This is a genomic window from Streptomyces sp. NPDC058198 (genome assembly GCF_042882605.1).
Taxonomy (GTDB): Bacteria; Actinomycetota; Actinomycetes; order Streptomycetales; family Streptomycetaceae; genus Streptomyces.
In genome coordinates this window covers 337,679-352,746 of sequence record NZ_JBHVVP010000003.1, presented here as the reverse complement: position 1 = coordinate 352,746, position 15,068 = coordinate 337,679, and the positions used below count along the sequence as shown (strand labels likewise).

Genomic DNA, 15,068 nt, shown 5'->3' with positions numbered 1-15,068 from the left:
ACCGATATGCGGACGGGGGGTGACGGTGGGTGAGACCCGCGCCTAGATTACCTGCGCATTACGACAGGCGATCAGTGAGGGGACGGAGCCGCGGTATGTCAGAAGTTCCTGAAGAGAAACCGCCCACGGTCACACCCATGCGGGTGGTCATCGGCCTCTGTCTCCTCGCGCCCTTCGTGGCGATGCTGTGGGTGAGTTCGTACGCGAAGACCGACCCGGCCTTCATCGGTATCCCGTTCTTCTACTGGTACCAGATGCTCTGGGTCCTCATCTCGGCCGCGCTGACCATGCTGGCCTATCAGCTGTGGAAGCGTGACCAGCGCTCCCGCAAGGGGGGTGCGTCGCGATGAACGACGGCGTGAACGGCGTGGCGCTCGCCGTCTTCATCTTCTTCTTCCTGGCCGTCACCGTCATGGGCTTCCTGGCGTCGCGCTGGCGCAAGGCCGCGAACGAGCAGAGCCTCGACGAATGGGGCCTGGGCGGCCGGTCGTTCGGCACCTGGGTCACCTGGTTCCTGCTCGGCGGCGACCTCTATACGGCGTACACCTTCGTCGCCGTACCCGCGGCGATCTACGCGGCGGGCGCGGCCGGCTTCTTCGCCGTGCCGTACACCATTCTCGTCTACCCGCTGATCTTCACCTTCCTGCCCCGGCTGTGGTCGGTGTCGCACAAGCACGGGTATGTGACCACCTCGGACTTCGTGCGCGGCCGCTTCGGCTCGAAGGGGCTCTCACTGGCGGTCGCGGTCACCGGCATCCTCGCCACGATGCCGTACATCGCCCTCCAGCTCGTCGGCATCCAGGCGGTGCTGGACGTGATGGGCGTCGGCGGCGGCGAGAACACCCACTGGTTCATCAGGGACCTGCCGCTGCTGATCGCCTTCGGCGTGCTCGCCGCGTACACCTACTCGTCCGGACTGCGGGCGCCCGCGCTGATCGCGTTCGTCAAGGACACCCTGATCTACATCGTGATCGTCGTGGCGATCATCTACATCCCGATCAAACTGGGCGGCTTCGACGACATCTTCGCCAAGGCGGGCGACGCGTTCGCGCAGCCCAATCCGGCGACCGGCCAGCCGCGGGGCGCGCTCGCGCCCGGCGAGGCCGGACAGTGGGGCTATGCCACGCTGGCGCTCGGTTCCGCGCTGGCGCTCTTCATGTATCCGCACTCCATCACGGCGACGCTCTCCAGCCGCAGCCGCGAGGTGATCCGGCGCAACACCACGATACTGCCGCTGTACTCGCTGATGCTGGGGCTGCTGGCGCTGCTCGGATTCATGGCCATCGCCGCCGGGATCAAGGTGGACAACGGGCAGCTGGCGATTCCGCAGCTCTTCGAGACCATGTTCCCCGACTGGTTCGCGGGGGTGGCCTTCGCGGCCATCGGTATCGGCGCGCTGGTGCCCGCCGCGATCATGTCGATCGCCGCGGCGAACCTCTTCACCCGCAACATCTACAAGGACTTCATCAAGCCGGACGCGACTCCGGCGCAGGAGACCAAGGTGTCGAAGCTGGTCTCGCTGCTGGTGAAGGTGGGTGCGCTGGCCTTCGTCCTGTCCATGGACAAGACGGTCGCGATCAACTTCCAGCTGCTGGGCGGCATCTGGATCCTCCAGACGATGCCGGCGCTGGTGGGCGGACTGTTCACCCGGTGGTTCCACCGCTGGGCGCTGCTCATCGGCTGGGGCGCCGGCATGCTGTACGGCACGGCCGCGGCGTACGGCGTCGCCAGCCCGACGCAGGCACACTTCGGCGGCTCGTCCAAGGAGATCCCGGGGCTCGGTGAGATCGGCTACATCGGCCTCACCGCGTTCGTGCTCAATGTGGTGATCACCGTGGTGCTGACCTTCGTGCTGCGGGCGGCCAAGGCGCCGGACGGCATCGACGAGACCAGCCCGTCCGACTACACGGCCGACGCCGGTGACCCGGGCGTCAAGGTGGAGCTGCCCGCGGCCACATCGGGAGACCCCGTGCACTGACCCTGACCCGGGCCAAGTAGCCGCCCACGGGCCGCCGAGTCCTCCCCCGCGCTGCGCGGGCGAGGAAACCCGGCGGCCCGTTGTCGTACCCGAGGCGCACAATCGGCTCATGGATTTCACGATCAGAGTGGCCGAGCCCGGGGAGTACACGCGGCTCGGCGAGATCACCGCGCGGGGGTATCTGGACGACGGCCTCCTGGACTTCGGCGAGGACGACCCGTATCTGCTCACCCTGCGGGACGTGGCGGCCCGGGCGGCCGAGGCGGAGGTGCTGGCCGCCGTGGACGCCGACGGGACGCTGCTCGGCGGGGTGACCTTTGTCGCGGCAGGCGGGCCGTGGGCCGATGTGGCGCGCGCGGGCGAGGCCGAGTTCCGGATGCTGGCGGTCGACCGGGCGGCCCGGGGCCGGGGCGTCGGGGAGGCTCTCGTCCGCGCCTGTGTGGCGCGCTCACGGGACATGGATGGCTGTATACGGATCGTGCTGTCGACCCAGGACAGAATGCTCCAGGCCCACCGGATCTATGAGCGCCTGGGCTTCGTCAGGACCCCGGAACGGGACTGGGAGCCCCTCCCCGGGCTCTCCCTGCTCACCTACGCCCTGGACCTCAACGGACCTCCGGCCACCGGCCGCTGACCGCCGCCGACACAACATCTGGGGGGTGACGCGCCGTCCTCACCCCACATGTATGCTCGTCCTCGCTGTCAACGCAGGGGAATCCGGTGCGAATCCGGAACTGTCCCGCAACGGTGTGCTGTGGTGCGCTTTGTCGTACCCGCGAGTCCGAACACCTGCCGACGGCGCGTCCGGCTCGACCGAGCCGGACGCCGAGACGTCCGGGCCTCGAGGCTGGGCCGGTGGACGCCGTACACAGTGCTGCCCGGCTGCGGGCCGTACGGCTGTGCGCGCCCCCGCTCCCCTCCCGACGGCCCAGAGCCGAGCGAGGGAGAGCACCACGTGACCATCGCGCCAGCCGATCCGGCTTCAGGCATCTCCGAGGTCCCCGCGCAGGTGGCCGACGGACCCGGGACCGCGTTGCTGCGGACCCTGACGGACCTGACCGCCGATCTGCCCGACACGGACCCCGGCAGAGTCGCCGCCGCCGCGCTGCGGGGCCGTAACGCCCGGTCCGACGAGGCCGAGCTGCGCGAGCTCGCCACCGAGGCGGCCGCGGGGCTGATCTCCGAGGACCCCGCCTACTCCCGGCTCGCCGCCCGGCTCCTGACCCGCACCATCGCCGACGAGGCGACGGGGCAGGGCGCGGTGTCGTTCTCCGCGTCGGTCGCCGTCGGCCACCGCGAGGGCCTGATCGCGGACCGTACGGCCGCTTTCGTGACGCTGCACACGGACCGCCTCGACGGCCTGATCGACCCGGCCGGCGACGACCGCTTCGGCTACTTCGGGCTGCGGACGCTCTACAGCCGCTATCTGCTCAGGCACCCGATCACCCGCCAGGTGGTCGAGACCCCGCAGCACTTCATGCTGCGCGTCGCCTCGGGCCTCGCCGAGGACGCCGAGCCCGGCTCGGCGGCGGCCGCCCACGCGCTGGACGAGGTCGCCGCGCTGTACCGGCTGATGAGCCGGCTGGACTATCTGCCGTCCTCGCCGACGCTCTTCAACTCCGGTACGCGCCACCCGCAGATGTCCTCCTGCTATCTGCTGGACTCGCCGCTGGACGAGCTGGACTCGATCTACGACCGGTACCACCAGGTGGCCCGGCTCTCCAAGCACGCGGGCGGCATCGGTCTCTCGTACTCCCGTATCCGCTCGCGCGGTTCGCTGATCCGCGGCACCAACGGGCACTCCAACGGCATCGTCCCCTTCCTGCGGACCCTCGACTCCTCGGTGGCGGCGGTCAACCAGGGCGGCCGGCGCAAGGGCGCGGCCTGTGTCTACCTGGAGACCTGGCACGCGGACCTGGAAGAGTTCCTGGAGCTGCGGGACAACACCGGTGAGGACGCCAGGCGTACGCACAATCTGAATCTGGCGCACTGGATCCCGGACGAGTTCATGCGCCGGGTCGAGACGGACGGCGTCTGGTCGCTGTTCTCGCCGTCCGACGTGCCCGAGCTGGTCGACCTGTGGGGCGACGCGTTCGACGCGGCGTACCGCGCGGCGGAGGCGGCCGGCCTGGCCCGCAGGACCCTCCCGGCCCGGGAGCTGTACGGCAGGATGATGCGCACGCTCGCCCAGACCGGCAACGGCTGGATGACCTTCAAGGACGCCTCGAACCGTACGGCCAACCAGACGGCCGAGCCCGGAAAGGTCGTCCACTCCTCCAACCTCTGCACGGAGATCCTGGAGGTGACGGACGACGGGGAGACGGCCGTCTGCAACCTCGGTTCCGTCAACCTCGGCGCGTTCGTGCTGGATTCGGGCGAGATCGACTGGGAGCGGCTGGACGAGACCGTCCGTACCGCCGTGACCTTCCTCGACCGGGTCGTGGACATCAACTTCTACCCGACCGAGCAGGCGGGCCGCTCCAACGCCACCTGGCGTCCGGTGGGCCTGGGCGCGATGGGCCTCCAGGACGTCTTCTTCAAGAAGCGGCTGGCCTTCGACTCGGCCGAGGCCGCCGCGCTCTCCACCCGGATCGCCGAGCGCATCATGCTCGCGGCGTACGAGGCGTCCTGCGACCTCGCCGAGCGCAACGGCCCGGCGCCCGCCTGGTCGAAGACACGCGCGGCGCGCGGGGTGCTGCACCCCGACCACTACGACGTCGAGCTGAACTGGCCGGAGCGCTGGGCCGCGCTGCGTGCCCGGGTCGCCTCGACCGGCATGCGCAACTCCCTGCTGCTGGCCATCGCGCCGACGGCGACCATCGCCTCGATCGCGGGCGTGTACGAGTGCATCGAGCCGCAGGTCTCCAACCTCTTCAAGCGCGAGACGCTCTCCGGGGAGTTCCTCCAGGTCAACTCGTACCTGGTGGCGGACCTGAAGAAGCTCGGCGTCTGGGACACCCAGACGCGTGAGGCGCTGCGCGAGTCGAACGGCTCGGTGGCGGGCTTCACCTGGGTGCCTGCGGAGGTCCGCGACCTGTACCGCACGGCGTGGGAGATCCCGCAGCGCGGTCTGATCGACATGGCGGCGGCCCGTACGCCGTTCCTCGACCAGAGCCAGTCGCTGAACCTGTTCCTGGAGACGCCGACCATCGGGAAGCTCAGCTCGATGTACGCGTACGCCTGGAAGAAGGGCCTCAAGACGACGTACTACCTGCGCTCGCGCCCGGCGACCCGGATCGCCCGCGCGGCGGGGTCCTCGGCGGGGTCTTCGGCGGGCTCTTCGGCGCCGAGGAGCGTGCCCGTACCCGTACCGGCGCAGGCGACGCCGGAAGAGGCGCTCGCCTGCTCCCTGGAAAACCCCGAGTCCTGCGAGGCGTGCCAGTAATGAGCTCCACCAGCCCCACCACCACCAAGAACCTGCTCGACCCGGGCTTCGAGCTGACGCTGCGGCCGATGCGCTACCCGGACTTCTACGAGCGCTACCGCGACGCGATCAAGAACACCTGGACGGTGGAGGAGGTCGACCTCCACTCCGACATCGCCGATCTCGCCAAGCTCTCCCCCGGTGAGCAGCACATGATCGGCCGGCTGGTCGCGTTCTTCGCGACGGGCGACTCGATCGTGTCGAACAACCTGGTGCTGACGCTCTACAAGCACATCAACTCCCCCGAGGCGCGGCTGTATCTCTCCCGCCAGCTCTTCGAGGAGGCCGTGCACGTCCAGTTCTATCTGACGCTGCTCGACACCTATCTGCCCGATCCGGAGGACCGCGCGGCGGCCTTCGACGCGGTGGAGGAGATCCCGTCGATCCGCGAGAAGGCGCAGTTCTGCTTCCGTTGGATGGACTCGGTCGAAAAGATCGACCGGCTGGAGTCGAAGGCGGACCGCCGGCGCTTCCTGCTGAACCTGATCTGCTTCGCGGCCTGTATCGAGGGGCTGTTCTTCTACGGCGCCTTCGCGTACGTCTACTGGTTCCGCTCGCGCGGCCTGCTGCACGGCCTGGCCACCGGCACCAACTGGGTGTTCCGCGACGAGACGATGCATATGAACTTCGCCTTCGAGGTCGTGGACACGGTCCGCAAGGAGGAGCCGGAGCTGTTCGACGACGCCCTCCGGCAGCAGGTCACGGACATGCTGAAGGAAGCCGTCGAGGCCGAGCTGCAGTTCGGCCGCGATCTGTGCGGCGAGGGCCTGCCGGGCATGAACACGGAGTCGATGCGCGAATACCTCCAGTGCGTCGCCGACCAGCGCCTCCAGCGCCTCGGCTTCGCCCCGGTCTACGGCTCGGAGAACCCCTTCTCCTTCATGGAGCTCCAGGGCGTCCAGGAACTGACGAACTTCTTCGAACGCCGCCCGTCGGCCTACCAGGTCGCGGTCGAGGGCACGGTCGGCTTCGACGACGACTTCTAGTACTCCGGCCCCTCGATACGGCGCTGGGAAGGACCCGGCCTTCGCATCTGTTCTGTGCGAGTAGTGATTCCAAGAACGCTGAGCAGAGGGGCGAGGCTGTGTCACAGGTGTTCAACGAGGAGACGCGCAAGCTGCTGGACGGGAGGAACTTCGCCACCGTCGCGACGCTGAACCGGGACGGCGGGCCGCAGACCTCGGTGGTCTGGATCGCCAGGGAGGGGGATACGGTGCTGTTCTCCACGACGGCCGAGCGCCAGAAGGCGCGGAATCTCGCCCGGGATCCACGGGTCAGCCTCACCGTCTTCGACACCGCGAACCCGTACCGGTCCGTAGACATCCGCGGCACTGTCGAACTGCTCGACGACCCGGAGAAACCGCTGCCGCGCGAGCTCTCGCGGAAGTACCTGGGCGAGGACCCGCCGGCCGAGCCGGAGGAGGTGCTCCGGCTGATCGTCCGGGTGACCCCGCAGAAGGTCACAGGCTTCTCCGTCTGAGGTGCCGGCCGCCGGGACCGCCCCGTCCCCCTCCGGCGGGCGGGGCGGTCCCGGCGGAGGCATGAACCGGCACTCGTGTCGATCCCCTCTGGGTGGGACAGCGCTTCGAGCCGAAATACTCCCGACCGAGCCGCTCCTGCCCCCGCCCCGCAGGGCGATAGGAATGAAACGCTGATTTACGGTCTTGTTTGGTATTAGCACAAGCATTCACCCGCTTTATCCGCTTCTCTCATGGCCGAGGATGACAGCCAAGAGCGGTTCGAGAAGGGATGGTTTCGGCATGGCGGATTGGGTGAAGGTTGCGGGCAGTCTCACTGCGATCTCGGCGGGGTCCAGGACGACGGTGTGGGGTGTGAACGCGGCGAGCGCCATCTACCGGTACACCAACTACGACGCCAACCCCTGGATCAACATCCCGGGGGCGCTGAGTGACATCGGCGCCGCGGCGGACGGCACGGTGTGGGGCGTCAACGGGGGCAACCAGATCTTCCGGTATGCCGGGGATCAAGGGGCTTCGAACCCGTGGCCGAGCATCTCCGGCAGCCTGGTCCGCATCGACGCGGGCTCCAGGACGAACGTGTGGGGGGTGGACTCCGCCAGCTCCATCTACCGGTACACGAACTACGATGCCAACCCCTGGATCAAGGTCCCGGGGGCGCTGAGTGACATCGGCGCGGGCGCGGACGGCACCGTGTGGGGCGTCAACGGCGGGAACCAGGTCTTCCGGTACACCGGGGACCAGGACAGCTCGAACCCGTGGAAGAACGTCTCCGGCAGCCTCAAGCGCATCGCGGTGGGCTCCCGGACGAACGTGTGGGGCGTCGATCCCGCCGGCAGCATCTATCGGTACACCAACAACGACGCCAGCGGCGTCAACCCGTGGATCAAGATCCCCGGCACCGCCACCGACATCGCCGCCGGCGCCGACGGCAACGCGTGGCACATCAACAGCGGCGGCGAGATCTACCGCTACACCGGCGACCAGCCGAGCTGATCCCTGCCCCGACGTCCGTGCGGGCCACAACCGAGAGGCCGGGGCCCGCACGGATGCACTGGCCACTCCTCCGCATCGTCGCCCGCCGCGCGTCCGCAGGGCGGTGATCGACGGCGGGCGGGCGATCGTGAAGTGTTGGCGGCGATCTTTTCGTGGCGACCACGGGCTGCGCGTGGCGGCAGTTGCCGCCGGTGCTCCGACCGGCCTGGCCGACGGTCTATGGGCGATTCGCGCAGTGGTCGAAAGCGCGGGTGTGGGCCCGGCTGCGACTACGACCACCTGCGTCGACGGCTCCGTAAACGCGGCATCGCCCACCGCATCGCCCGCAAGGGCATCGAATCCTCACAGCGACTGCGCCGCCACCGCTGGGTAGTCGGGAGGACCGTGTCCTGGCTGCCACCGCCGACTCACGAGGCGAAGCGAAACTAGAGCCCAACACGCTCAGGGCGGGCGTTCTGACGCCCGCACGCCATGACCTGCGCCAGGACATCACGCAGCCGTGTGACGTCCTCTGCCGGTACATCGAGGATTGCCTCGATCTCCGCGTCCTCCAGCGCCAAGGCATCGAGAGAGTCCTGGGCTAGCGACACGGTGAGCACGTTGTCCGTCAGGGCAATCTTCCGGACACAGCCATAGGCCGTGTTCTGGTCAGGAGTCACCACACAATGCGTGTCCCAACCGAGCGCCAGGTCCTGCCGGGAGGGCTCGGCGACGCTGCCCATGAACACCAGGCTGAAGCTGCCTTCCTCCTCGTCCTCAGCCACACCAGCCAGAATGACGTCGTCGCCAGGGATGATCTCAGCGCCCACCACACGCGCAGTGAACCTGTATGTCATGCCTGAGTTCTACCAGGCCGCCCAACGGCGCCTACAAACAAGGCCGACCAGGAGTGGCTGGCTACCACCCTCCAAAAACCACGGCGTTGATCGGCGCCTGATGTCGGCCCCCTGTGTGGATGGGCGGTGCGGGAGCCGGACCGTTGGCCTGAGACCTGCGAGGCCCGTGGCGGGTGTGGCTCAAGCGGATCGGGCTCGGCAGCTTGGTCATCTTGTCGAGGTCGCCACTCCGGGGTGATTGCAACTAGTCATACATACGCCCGGATTGTGAAATTGCATTGCCCGTTGCACGTCAGCAACGTTGAATCGAATTACACAAAGAGACCGCGTCGGCGCAAAGGGCAACGGAGGAATGGTCAGATGCGCACCGTCCGACAGCGCAACTCCGTGACTGTGAGGGCTCCAGAAGAAGGCCAGCAAGTCCGATACCACTCTCAGTAACGGAAATCAGTCAGAGGGCCGGCTTCAGCCTTAAGAACGTCAACTCCCGCTCGGGCAGCGTGACTTGCCCATGTTCAGCATGGGCGGAGCGCGATCCCAGTACGCGGAGGAACCATCGAACTGCAAGAGCGGACCAGCGCTCCTGTCAAAACCGTAACCGCGACGGTGCGGCACACGGCCCGCCGCCAGAGCGCGGGGAAAGGGCGCCTCACTTCCTTCCTCGTGCCAGTCTTATCTTCATTTTTACTGGGCATCTGGGGAATCACCCGCGCAGGCACCATGTGGAGAGACGAGTCCGTCACCTACCAGGTGTCCCACCGGAGCGTGCCCGAGATTCTTGACCTCCTGCGTGACGCCGATGCCGTGCACGGTTTCTACTACCTCTGCATGCACTTTCTGTTCTCGGCATGGGAGGGCGGCCTGGTCACCCTGCGACTGCCATCCGTCGTCGCCACCGCTCTTACGGCGGGACTGGTGGGAATCATCGCCCTCCGGCTCACCGCCCGACCCGCGGCTGGACTGCTGAGCGGGCTGGCCTTCGCGGTAACACCAGAAGTACAGATGTACGCCCAAGAAGGGCGCTCCTACGCGATGGTCAGCGCTCTGGTGGCGGTCTCCACGTATCTGTTCGTCACACTTTTGGATCGCGTGTCGAAGATCCGATGGCTTGTCTACGCGCTCGCAGTCCTGGCCGCCTCGCTGCTGCATGAGTTCGCTGTCCTCACGCTCCTGGCTCACGGCATCACGTTCTTCCGCTCTCAACCGCCCTACGCAAACCGGCGGTACTTTGCCATCAGCGTCGGCGGCGTGCTCGTCTGTTTGCTGCCGCTTGTGCTGTTCAGCGTGGGGCAGTCGGGTCAGGTGTCATGGATCGGTCGCCCCGGCCTGCGTGAGTGGTTCGAGATCGGAGGTGTCGCGCTCGTTGCCTTGCTCTGCGCCGTGTACCTGTCGCGCTCCGGCCGGTCGGCCGCCGTCCCGGCTCTGGCCCTACCTCTCGCGGTGGTGCCTACGGCGGTCCTCCTGATGGCGGCTGTCTACGAGCACATGTATGTGGACCGGTACGTCCTGTACGCGAACATCGGCTTCGCACTCGTCATCGGTACGGCGCTCGTCTTTCTGGCCGACCACGCGAAGCACCTGCCCTTCGCACGAAGCCCAAAGGCCCAGTCCCTGTCCCAATCCCTGTCCGTGATCGTGCTTGCCGTAGCGTTCGCCGCCGCCATACTGCCGGTCTCTGTCCACATGAGGACCCCTGACAGCAGAAAGGACAACGTCACCGCCATTGCGGCAGGAGTCGAGGAGATGTCCGAACAGGGTGACTCGATCCTGTTCGCCCCCGCCAGACGCCGAGAGTGGATGCTCTCCTACCCTGACCAGTTCGCGGGTCTGGCCGACGTCGCGCTCAAGGACAACCCGAGCGCGTCCGGCACCTTGCAAGGCATCGAGCTCTCAGCGCCGGCAATCCGACAGCGCCTGGCACGGGTGGAGAGGATCATCGTTTTGAGCGATCCGAAAAGCCAACCTCTCGACGCCACCGCCCAGGAGGCAGTCAAGCGGGAAGTCCTCGAACGCGATTTCGTCGAATGCCGACGGGAAGAGTTCAAAGGCGGCCAGGCGACTCTGTACGCACGCTCAGCATCCTGCTGACCGGGCGTTTCCACGCCCCCGTAGCGAACCGTCATACAAGATCGAGGCTGGCCTCGCCGTTTCGGTTGGGATGAGGCCGGAAGCGACAGCGCCGGATCCGCGAAAGGAGAAACCGCGCTACCGGCTGCTGCACGTCGCTGCCCGCCTCACCCGCGGTGGACGCCGCCTCCGCCTGCGGATCTCGGCGACCTGGCCCTGGAGACACGAAATACCTCACCTACTCACGCCCGTAAGCCGTTAACCTCCGCCTGAGCGCGGGTGAGGTACGAGACGCGACGGCGGAGGGAGCCAGGCATGGAGACAGAGGGCGCGCGGACCGACCGTTTGGGCTTGATGCTCGACCAGTTCGACCAGGCCAGGGAGGCGGCCCAGGTGCGGCTGACGGGGCTCGGCGACGAGGAGTACCTGTGGGAGCCGGTGGCCGGTTGCTGGTCGATCCGGCGCCGGGGCGAGGCGGCGACGCCCCGGGCGTACGGGCCGGGCAAGTGGGTGCTCGACAGGGGCGCCCCGGACATCCCGGCGAACGAGTACGCCGAGATCGCCCGGCAGGCCGCCGGCGGCATGACGGTCGCCAAGATCGCCGATGACTGGAGCGTGAGCGTCGAGCGGGTCGAGCAGGTCCTCGCCCACACCGGTGCGCCGGAGCCCGACGAGACGCCGGTCACCACCATCGCGTGGCGGCTGGGGCACCTGCACTCCTGCTTCGCGGGCCAATGGGAGTGGACCTTCGGTGAACGGCGGCAGGAGCCGCAGCTGCTGGTCGACTTCACCCCCTCCGCCGACTCGGCACTCGATCAGTTCTGGGCGCTGATCGCCCGCTGGCGCGACAGCGTCGGCGCCGTCACCGACGAGCAGCTCGACACGGTCGGCTTCTCGCAGTACCCGTACGGCTCCGACCCCGACGACCCGTTCATCGGCGTGCTGGCGGGGGCCAACCGCGAATTCATCCACCACATGGCCGAGATCGCGCTGCTCCGCGACCTGTGGCGGGCCGGCTTCACCACTCCCCGGTAGGCCCGGGCGCGCCGCGAGGGTGCTCCATGCTGTGCGCCCGCCCGCGCGTTCGCCTCGGCCTCAGCTCATGCCTGGGCGAAGCGCGCGGCCGGTCCACAGTCCACCTCGGCCCAGACGAACTTGGTGTACGGGTCGCGCACGGTCCACCCCCAGCGGTCGGCGTACGCGGCGACCAGGAGCAACCCGCGTCCGCCGGTCGAGTCCGGCGCCGGGGGCGTGTGGACGGCGGCACTCGGGGCACGGTCGGGGCGGGTATCGATGACCTCGACACGGATGGCGGCGGCGGTAAGAGCAAGCCGCACCTCGAAGTCCCGCCCGGGGGTGCGGCCGTGCGTGATGGCGTTCGCGGCCAGCTCCGCGACGACGGCCACGACTCCGGCCGCGGTGGGCGTCGTACGCGGAACCCCCCACTCCTCGAGCTGCTGCCCAGCGAGCAACCGGGCGAGCCGGGCGCCGCGACGGCTGGAACTCAGCCTGATCCTGGCCGGCGGGAACAGGGGCGGAAGTGGTGGCTGGGGCGGGAGTTGGGCGGGCGCCGCCGGCTCGGTCGGGGCGGTGAGGCAATCAATTTCTGACTTCATACGGTAACCGTCGCGTCACGCCGGTAGCGTGACCAGGGCAGACGGGCGTACCTGCACGGCAGGTACGGGCCGGGTACGTTTTTGTACGAGCCACGCCGAGTGACCGGCACGGGGCGCCCTGCGTTTGTAGGTGAACCACATTCGCGCATCGGCACGTTGGGGTGTGAGGCGTATGGGAACCAGCCGTCAGAAGAAGCAGCGCGCGCAGGATGACGACCGGCCGGGCGTCTGGGTCGCCTACGGCAAACTGGTCAAGCTCTTCCGCGAGAAGTCCGGACTGACACAGCAGGAACTCGCCGATGCGGTGGGCTACTCGTGCGATCAGGTCGCCTCGATCGAGCAGGGTCGGAGGCCCGCGAAGTCCGCGTTCACGGACGCGGCGGAGGTGGCACTGAGCGCGGGCGGGACGCTGTCCGTGTTGCAGGACGATGTGGATCTGGCGAAGCTTCCGGCGTTCTTCCAGGACTTCGCACTCATCGAGACGGAGGCGATCAGCAGGTTCTCCTCCGACCCCCTGCTGATCCCAGGATTGCTCCAGACCGAGGATTATGCGCGGGCGCTGTTCTCGGCCCACTGCCCGCCGCTCAGCGAGGAGACCATCGAGCAGCATGTCGAAGCCCGGCTCTCGCGCCAGAAGTTGCTGACCCGGACCCCCATCGCTGAGCTGTGCTTCATCATCGGCGAGTCGGCCCTGACCAGCGCGGTCGGCAGCGCTGAAGTCATGAGAGCACAGCTTCAGCATCTGCTCAAACAAGGGACGGCACGCAACGTCGAAATCCAGGTCATGCCCGCAGGTCGGCGCTTCCACCTGGGGCTCAACGGGCCGATGGTCATTATGGAGACCTTGGAGCATCGCCAGGTTGGCTACATCGAGTCCCAGGATGTCGGAGTCGTGGTTACCGGCGCCGCAAAGGTCAGTGCCTTCGGCCTGCGCTATGGCAAGCTGCGTACGCAGGCCCTGAACGTCGAGGAGTCTGCACGTCTCATCGAGCGCGTGGCAGGAGAAGCATGAGTACTGAGCAGGTTACGGCCGGACCCGCCCAGCTGACGTGGTTGAAGAGCAGCTACAGCGGATCAGACGGCGGGGACTGCGTAGAAGTGGCGTGGTTCAAGAGCAGCTACAGCGGATCGGGGGGCGGGGACTGCGTAGAGGTGGCGCTTGCCTCCAACACGGTGCACATCCGGGATTCCAAGAACGCGCACGGGGCGATACTCCGTCTCCCCGCCGCCGGATGGACCGCGTTCGTCTCCTTCGCGAGCGATCACGAAAACGTACCCGCCTGAACCCCGCGTCCGACGTCAGGCCTCGCCGAGGTCGGTGCAGTACGCGATCGTCGCATCGTCCGCCGCCACCGCGTGGCGGGCCTCCGCCTGCCGGACACGGCGGATGATTTCGGCGGGACCGCTCGACGCCAGGAGGGTCATGACCCCTGGCCAGTCAGCGAGCCCGAACCGGTCCACGATGCGGCTGGCTCCGTTGCTGAGCAGGACGGCACCGGTCAGCCCGGAGATCGGACAGCTTCCGGTGATCGCCTCGTCCGCCGCAGTCGGTACGGCGCCGGCGAAGTCCTCGTTCACGCGGCCGTTCCGCGCCACACTCGCCATCGCCACCCGCATACCCTGCCGCCGTCCCCCGCCGATCAAGGCGTCTACATTAACAACCGCCAGGCCCCATGAGCATGTGTCAGACAGGTCCGAACGCACCCGGACCGACACTCCGTCTCACCGCCGTCGGATGGACCGCATTCGTCTCCTTCGCGAGACGCGCCCCGGCACGGGCCGTCAATCCCGGGTCGGCAGGCGCTGTTGAAGAGCGGATCGGGTGGGGCCGGATCGCCAGGCGGACCGACGTGGCGCTGGAAGCGCCTTGCGGATCATCTGGGGCTAGAGCGCCGTGTGGGCCAGCCAGTGGTCCAGCAACGCGCGGTCGCCCCTCACCGTCACCCGGTCGTCCTCCGGCGGGACGCGGTGGGAAAACACCAGCATGAGGTCCGCCACCGCCCCCGACACCACCACGTCGGCCTCGACCGGCCCGCGCTTCCACCGCAGCACGTCAGGCGTCCTGGTGATCACCCAGCCGTCCATGGACCTCGGCCGGAACCCGATCCGCTCGCCCCTGCCGCGCAGCTCGGCGACCGCCGGCCTGACCGTCTCAAAGGCCGGTGTGGACAGCAGGTCCATGTTCTCGCTGATCACGTGTGCCGCGAGGTCGTCGGTGATCTCGAACGCGCTGTCCGTCGCAAACGCCGCGTCGTAGTGGTGGACGCAGGTGTCGCTCAGCATCCTGCGCAGCCAGACGGACACCGGCCGCGGCCCGAGGAACGTGTGCATCTCGGTGTCCGCGCCGGTCTCCTGGATCGCGCGTATCAGTTCCTCCGCGCCCTCGCGCAGCCACCGGGCCCACTCGTCCGGGGCGCCGGGATCGGCCTGCCGCGGGTCAGGGATGGGCAGTTGCTCGCCTGTGCGCACGAGTTCGGCCGCCCACCGGTGCTCCTGGCCGACGTGCCCGACGAGGGTGCGCAGCGGCCATTCCGGGCAGGTGGGCACCCGGGTGTCCGGGGCCCTTCCGGCGACCGCGCGGATGAACCCTTCCGTCTGCTCCCGCAGGCCCTCCACGAGCCGTGCGGTGTCCAGCGTCTTCGTCATCACGAAAGCTCCTCTCACGGGGTTACG

The 15,068-nt window shown here is 68.1% G+C and carries 16 protein-coding genes, 1 pseudogene and 1 riboswitch; of the genes and pseudogenes, 13 read left to right on the top strand and 4 right to left on the bottom strand.

Going from position 1 to position 15,068, the window contains the following annotated elements:
• Positions 1-95: 95 nt before the first annotated feature.
• The 9 genes and pseudogenes from ACFVWW_RS13875 to ACFVWW_RS13835 form a co-directional block, all read left to right on the top strand.
• Positions 96-350, top strand: a complete 255-nt coding sequence (locus ACFVWW_RS13875; protein ID WP_384184080.1) for a DUF3311 domain-containing protein — start codon at positions 96-98, stop codon at positions 348-350.
• Positions 347-1,978, top strand: a complete 1,632-nt coding sequence (gene mctP, locus ACFVWW_RS13870) for a monocarboxylate uptake permease MctP (protein ID WP_384184077.1) — start codon at positions 347-349, stop codon at positions 1,976-1,978. The genes ACFVWW_RS13875 and mctP overlap by 4 nt, the downstream gene beginning before the upstream one ends.
• 109 nt (positions 1,979-2,087) lie before the next feature.
• Positions 2,088-2,612 (top strand): GNAT family N-acetyltransferase, encoded by a 525-nt coding sequence (locus ACFVWW_RS13865; RefSeq protein ID WP_384336340.1) that lies wholly within the window; start codon positions 2,088-2,090, stop codon positions 2,610-2,612.
• A gap of 35 nt (positions 2,613-2,647) precedes the next feature.
• Positions 2,648-2,790, top strand: a riboswitch (cobalamin riboswitch).
• Between the two features lie 143 nt (positions 2,791-2,933).
• A complete protein-coding gene (locus ACFVWW_RS13860; protein ID WP_386878366.1) occupies positions 2,934-5,363 on the top strand; it encodes a ribonucleoside-diphosphate reductase subunit alpha in 2,430 nt (809 codons plus the stop codon).
• Entirely contained in the window at positions 5,363-6,388 is a 1,026-nt protein-coding gene (locus tag ACFVWW_RS13855) for a ribonucleotide-diphosphate reductase subunit beta (RefSeq protein WP_384184069.1), read from the top strand. Before ACFVWW_RS13860 ends, ACFVWW_RS13855 begins: the two co-directional genes overlap by 1 nt.
• 98 nt (positions 6,389-6,486) lie before the next feature.
• Positions 6,487-6,882 carry a PPOX class F420-dependent oxidoreductase gene (locus ACFVWW_RS13850; RefSeq protein ID WP_384336344.1) on the top strand — a complete coding sequence of 132 codons (396 nt, stop codon included), beginning with the start codon at positions 6,487-6,489 and terminating at the stop codon, positions 6,880-6,882.
• Positions 6,883-7,162: 280 nt separating this feature from the next.
• The gene (locus ACFVWW_RS13845) at positions 7,163-7,876 is read left to right on the top strand and encodes a tectonin domain-containing protein (protein ID WP_384336346.1); all 714 of its coding nucleotides are present in this window, start codon (positions 7,163-7,165) and stop codon (positions 7,874-7,876) included.
• A gap of 152 nt (positions 7,877-8,028) precedes the next feature.
• Complete coding sequence (locus ACFVWW_RS13840) at positions 8,029-8,175, top strand: transposase (protein WP_389679609.1); 147 nt, start codon at positions 8,029-8,031, stop codon at positions 8,173-8,175.
• Positions 8,168-8,269, top strand: a pseudogene (locus tag ACFVWW_RS13835) (IS5/IS1182 family transposase); the annotation flags it as partial. The gene ACFVWW_RS13840 and the pseudogene ACFVWW_RS13835, both read left to right, overlap by 8 nt.
• A gap of 32 nt (positions 8,270-8,301) precedes the next feature.
• Here the strand turns inward: ACFVWW_RS13835 and ACFVWW_RS13830 are convergent.
• Positions 8,302-8,712, bottom strand: a complete 411-nt coding sequence (locus tag ACFVWW_RS13830) for an Imm10 family immunity protein (protein ID WP_386878367.1) — start codon at positions 8,710-8,712, stop codon at positions 8,302-8,304.
• 765 nt (positions 8,713-9,477) lie between these two features.
• Here ACFVWW_RS13830 and ACFVWW_RS13825 point away from each other — a divergent pair.
• On the top strand, positions 9,478-10,800 hold the full coding sequence (locus ACFVWW_RS13825; protein ID WP_386878368.1) for a hypothetical protein: 1,323 nt from the start codon (positions 9,478-9,480) through the stop codon (positions 10,798-10,800).
• Positions 10,801-11,094: 294 nt separating this feature from the next.
• Complete coding sequence (locus ACFVWW_RS13820; protein WP_386878369.1) at positions 11,095-11,814, top strand: DinB family protein; 720 nt, start codon at positions 11,095-11,097, stop codon at positions 11,812-11,814.
• Between the two features lie 65 nt (positions 11,815-11,879).
• Here the strand turns inward: ACFVWW_RS13820 and ACFVWW_RS13815 are convergent, their stop codons facing one another.
• The gene (locus tag ACFVWW_RS13815; protein WP_386878370.1) at positions 11,880-12,395 is read right to left on the bottom strand and encodes an ATP-binding protein; all 516 of its coding nucleotides are present in this window, start codon (positions 12,393-12,395) and stop codon (positions 11,880-11,882) included.
• A gap of 172 nt (positions 12,396-12,567) precedes the next feature.
• Here ACFVWW_RS13815 and ACFVWW_RS13810 point away from each other — a divergent pair, with 172 nt between their 5' ends.
• Together ACFVWW_RS13810 and ACFVWW_RS13805 are read left to right on the top strand one after the other, a co-directional pair.
• The gene (locus tag ACFVWW_RS13810) at positions 12,568-13,407 is read left to right on the top strand and encodes a Scr1 family TA system antitoxin-like transcriptional regulator (protein ID WP_384336370.1); all 840 of its coding nucleotides are present in this window, start codon (positions 12,568-12,570) and stop codon (positions 13,405-13,407) included.
• Positions 13,404-13,679 carry a DUF397 domain-containing protein gene (locus tag ACFVWW_RS13805; protein WP_384336372.1) on the top strand — a complete coding sequence of 92 codons (276 nt, stop codon included), beginning with the start codon at positions 13,404-13,406 and terminating at the stop codon, positions 13,677-13,679. Before ACFVWW_RS13810 ends, ACFVWW_RS13805 begins: the two co-directional genes overlap by 4 nt.
• A gap of 15 nt (positions 13,680-13,694) precedes the next feature.
• Here the strand turns inward: ACFVWW_RS13805 and ACFVWW_RS13800 are convergent, their stop codons facing one another.
• Both ACFVWW_RS13800 and ACFVWW_RS13795 read right to left on the bottom strand, forming a co-directional pair.
• Positions 13,695-13,973 carry a hypothetical protein gene (locus ACFVWW_RS13800; protein ID WP_386878371.1) on the bottom strand — a complete coding sequence of 93 codons (279 nt, stop codon included), beginning with the start codon at positions 13,971-13,973 and terminating at the stop codon, positions 13,695-13,697.
• Between the two features lie 306 nt (positions 13,974-14,279).
• Positions 14,280-15,041, bottom strand: coding sequence for a maleylpyruvate isomerase family mycothiol-dependent enzyme (locus tag ACFVWW_RS13795; RefSeq protein WP_384336376.1), 762 nt, complete (start codon positions 15,039-15,041; stop codon positions 14,280-14,282).
• Positions 15,042-15,068: the final 27 nt, after the last annotated feature.

Excerpts from the sequence above, each read along its gene's own strand:
- ACFVWW_RS13875 (WP_384184080.1), top strand. The coding sequence starts at position 96 with ATGTCAGAAGTTCCTGAAGAGAAACCGCCCACGGTCACACCCATGCGG.
- mctP (WP_384184077.1), top strand. The coding sequence starts at position 347 with ATGAACGACGGCGTGAACGGCGTGGCGCTCGCCGTCTTCATCTTCTTC.
- ACFVWW_RS13865 (WP_384336340.1), top strand. The coding sequence starts at position 2,088 with ATGGATTTCACGATCAGAGTGGCCGAGCCCGGGGAGTACACGCGGCTC.
- ACFVWW_RS13855 (WP_384184069.1), top strand. The coding sequence starts at position 5,363 with ATGAGCTCCACCAGCCCCACCACCACCAAGAACCTGCTCGACCCGGGC.
- ACFVWW_RS13845 (WP_384336346.1), top strand. The coding sequence starts at position 7,163 with ATGGCGGATTGGGTGAAGGTTGCGGGCAGTCTCACTGCGATCTCGGCG.
- ACFVWW_RS13830 (WP_386878367.1), bottom strand. The coding sequence starts at position 8,712 with ATGACATACAGGTTCACTGCGCGTGTGGTGGGCGCTGAGATCATCCCT.
- ACFVWW_RS13820 (WP_386878369.1), top strand. The coding sequence starts at position 11,095 with ATGGAGACAGAGGGCGCGCGGACCGACCGTTTGGGCTTGATGCTCGAC.
- ACFVWW_RS13815 (WP_386878370.1), bottom strand. The coding sequence starts at position 12,395 with ATGAAGTCAGAAATTGATTGCCTCACCGCCCCGACCGAGCCGGCGGCG.
- ACFVWW_RS13810 (WP_384336370.1), top strand. The coding sequence starts at position 12,568 with ATGGGAACCAGCCGTCAGAAGAAGCAGCGCGCGCAGGATGACGACCGG.
- ACFVWW_RS13805 (WP_384336372.1), top strand. The coding sequence starts at position 13,404 with ATGAGTACTGAGCAGGTTACGGCCGGACCCGCCCAGCTGACGTGGTTG.
- ACFVWW_RS13795 (WP_384336376.1), bottom strand. The coding sequence starts at position 15,041 with ATGACGAAGACGCTGGACACCGCACGGCTCGTGGAGGGCCTGCGGGAG.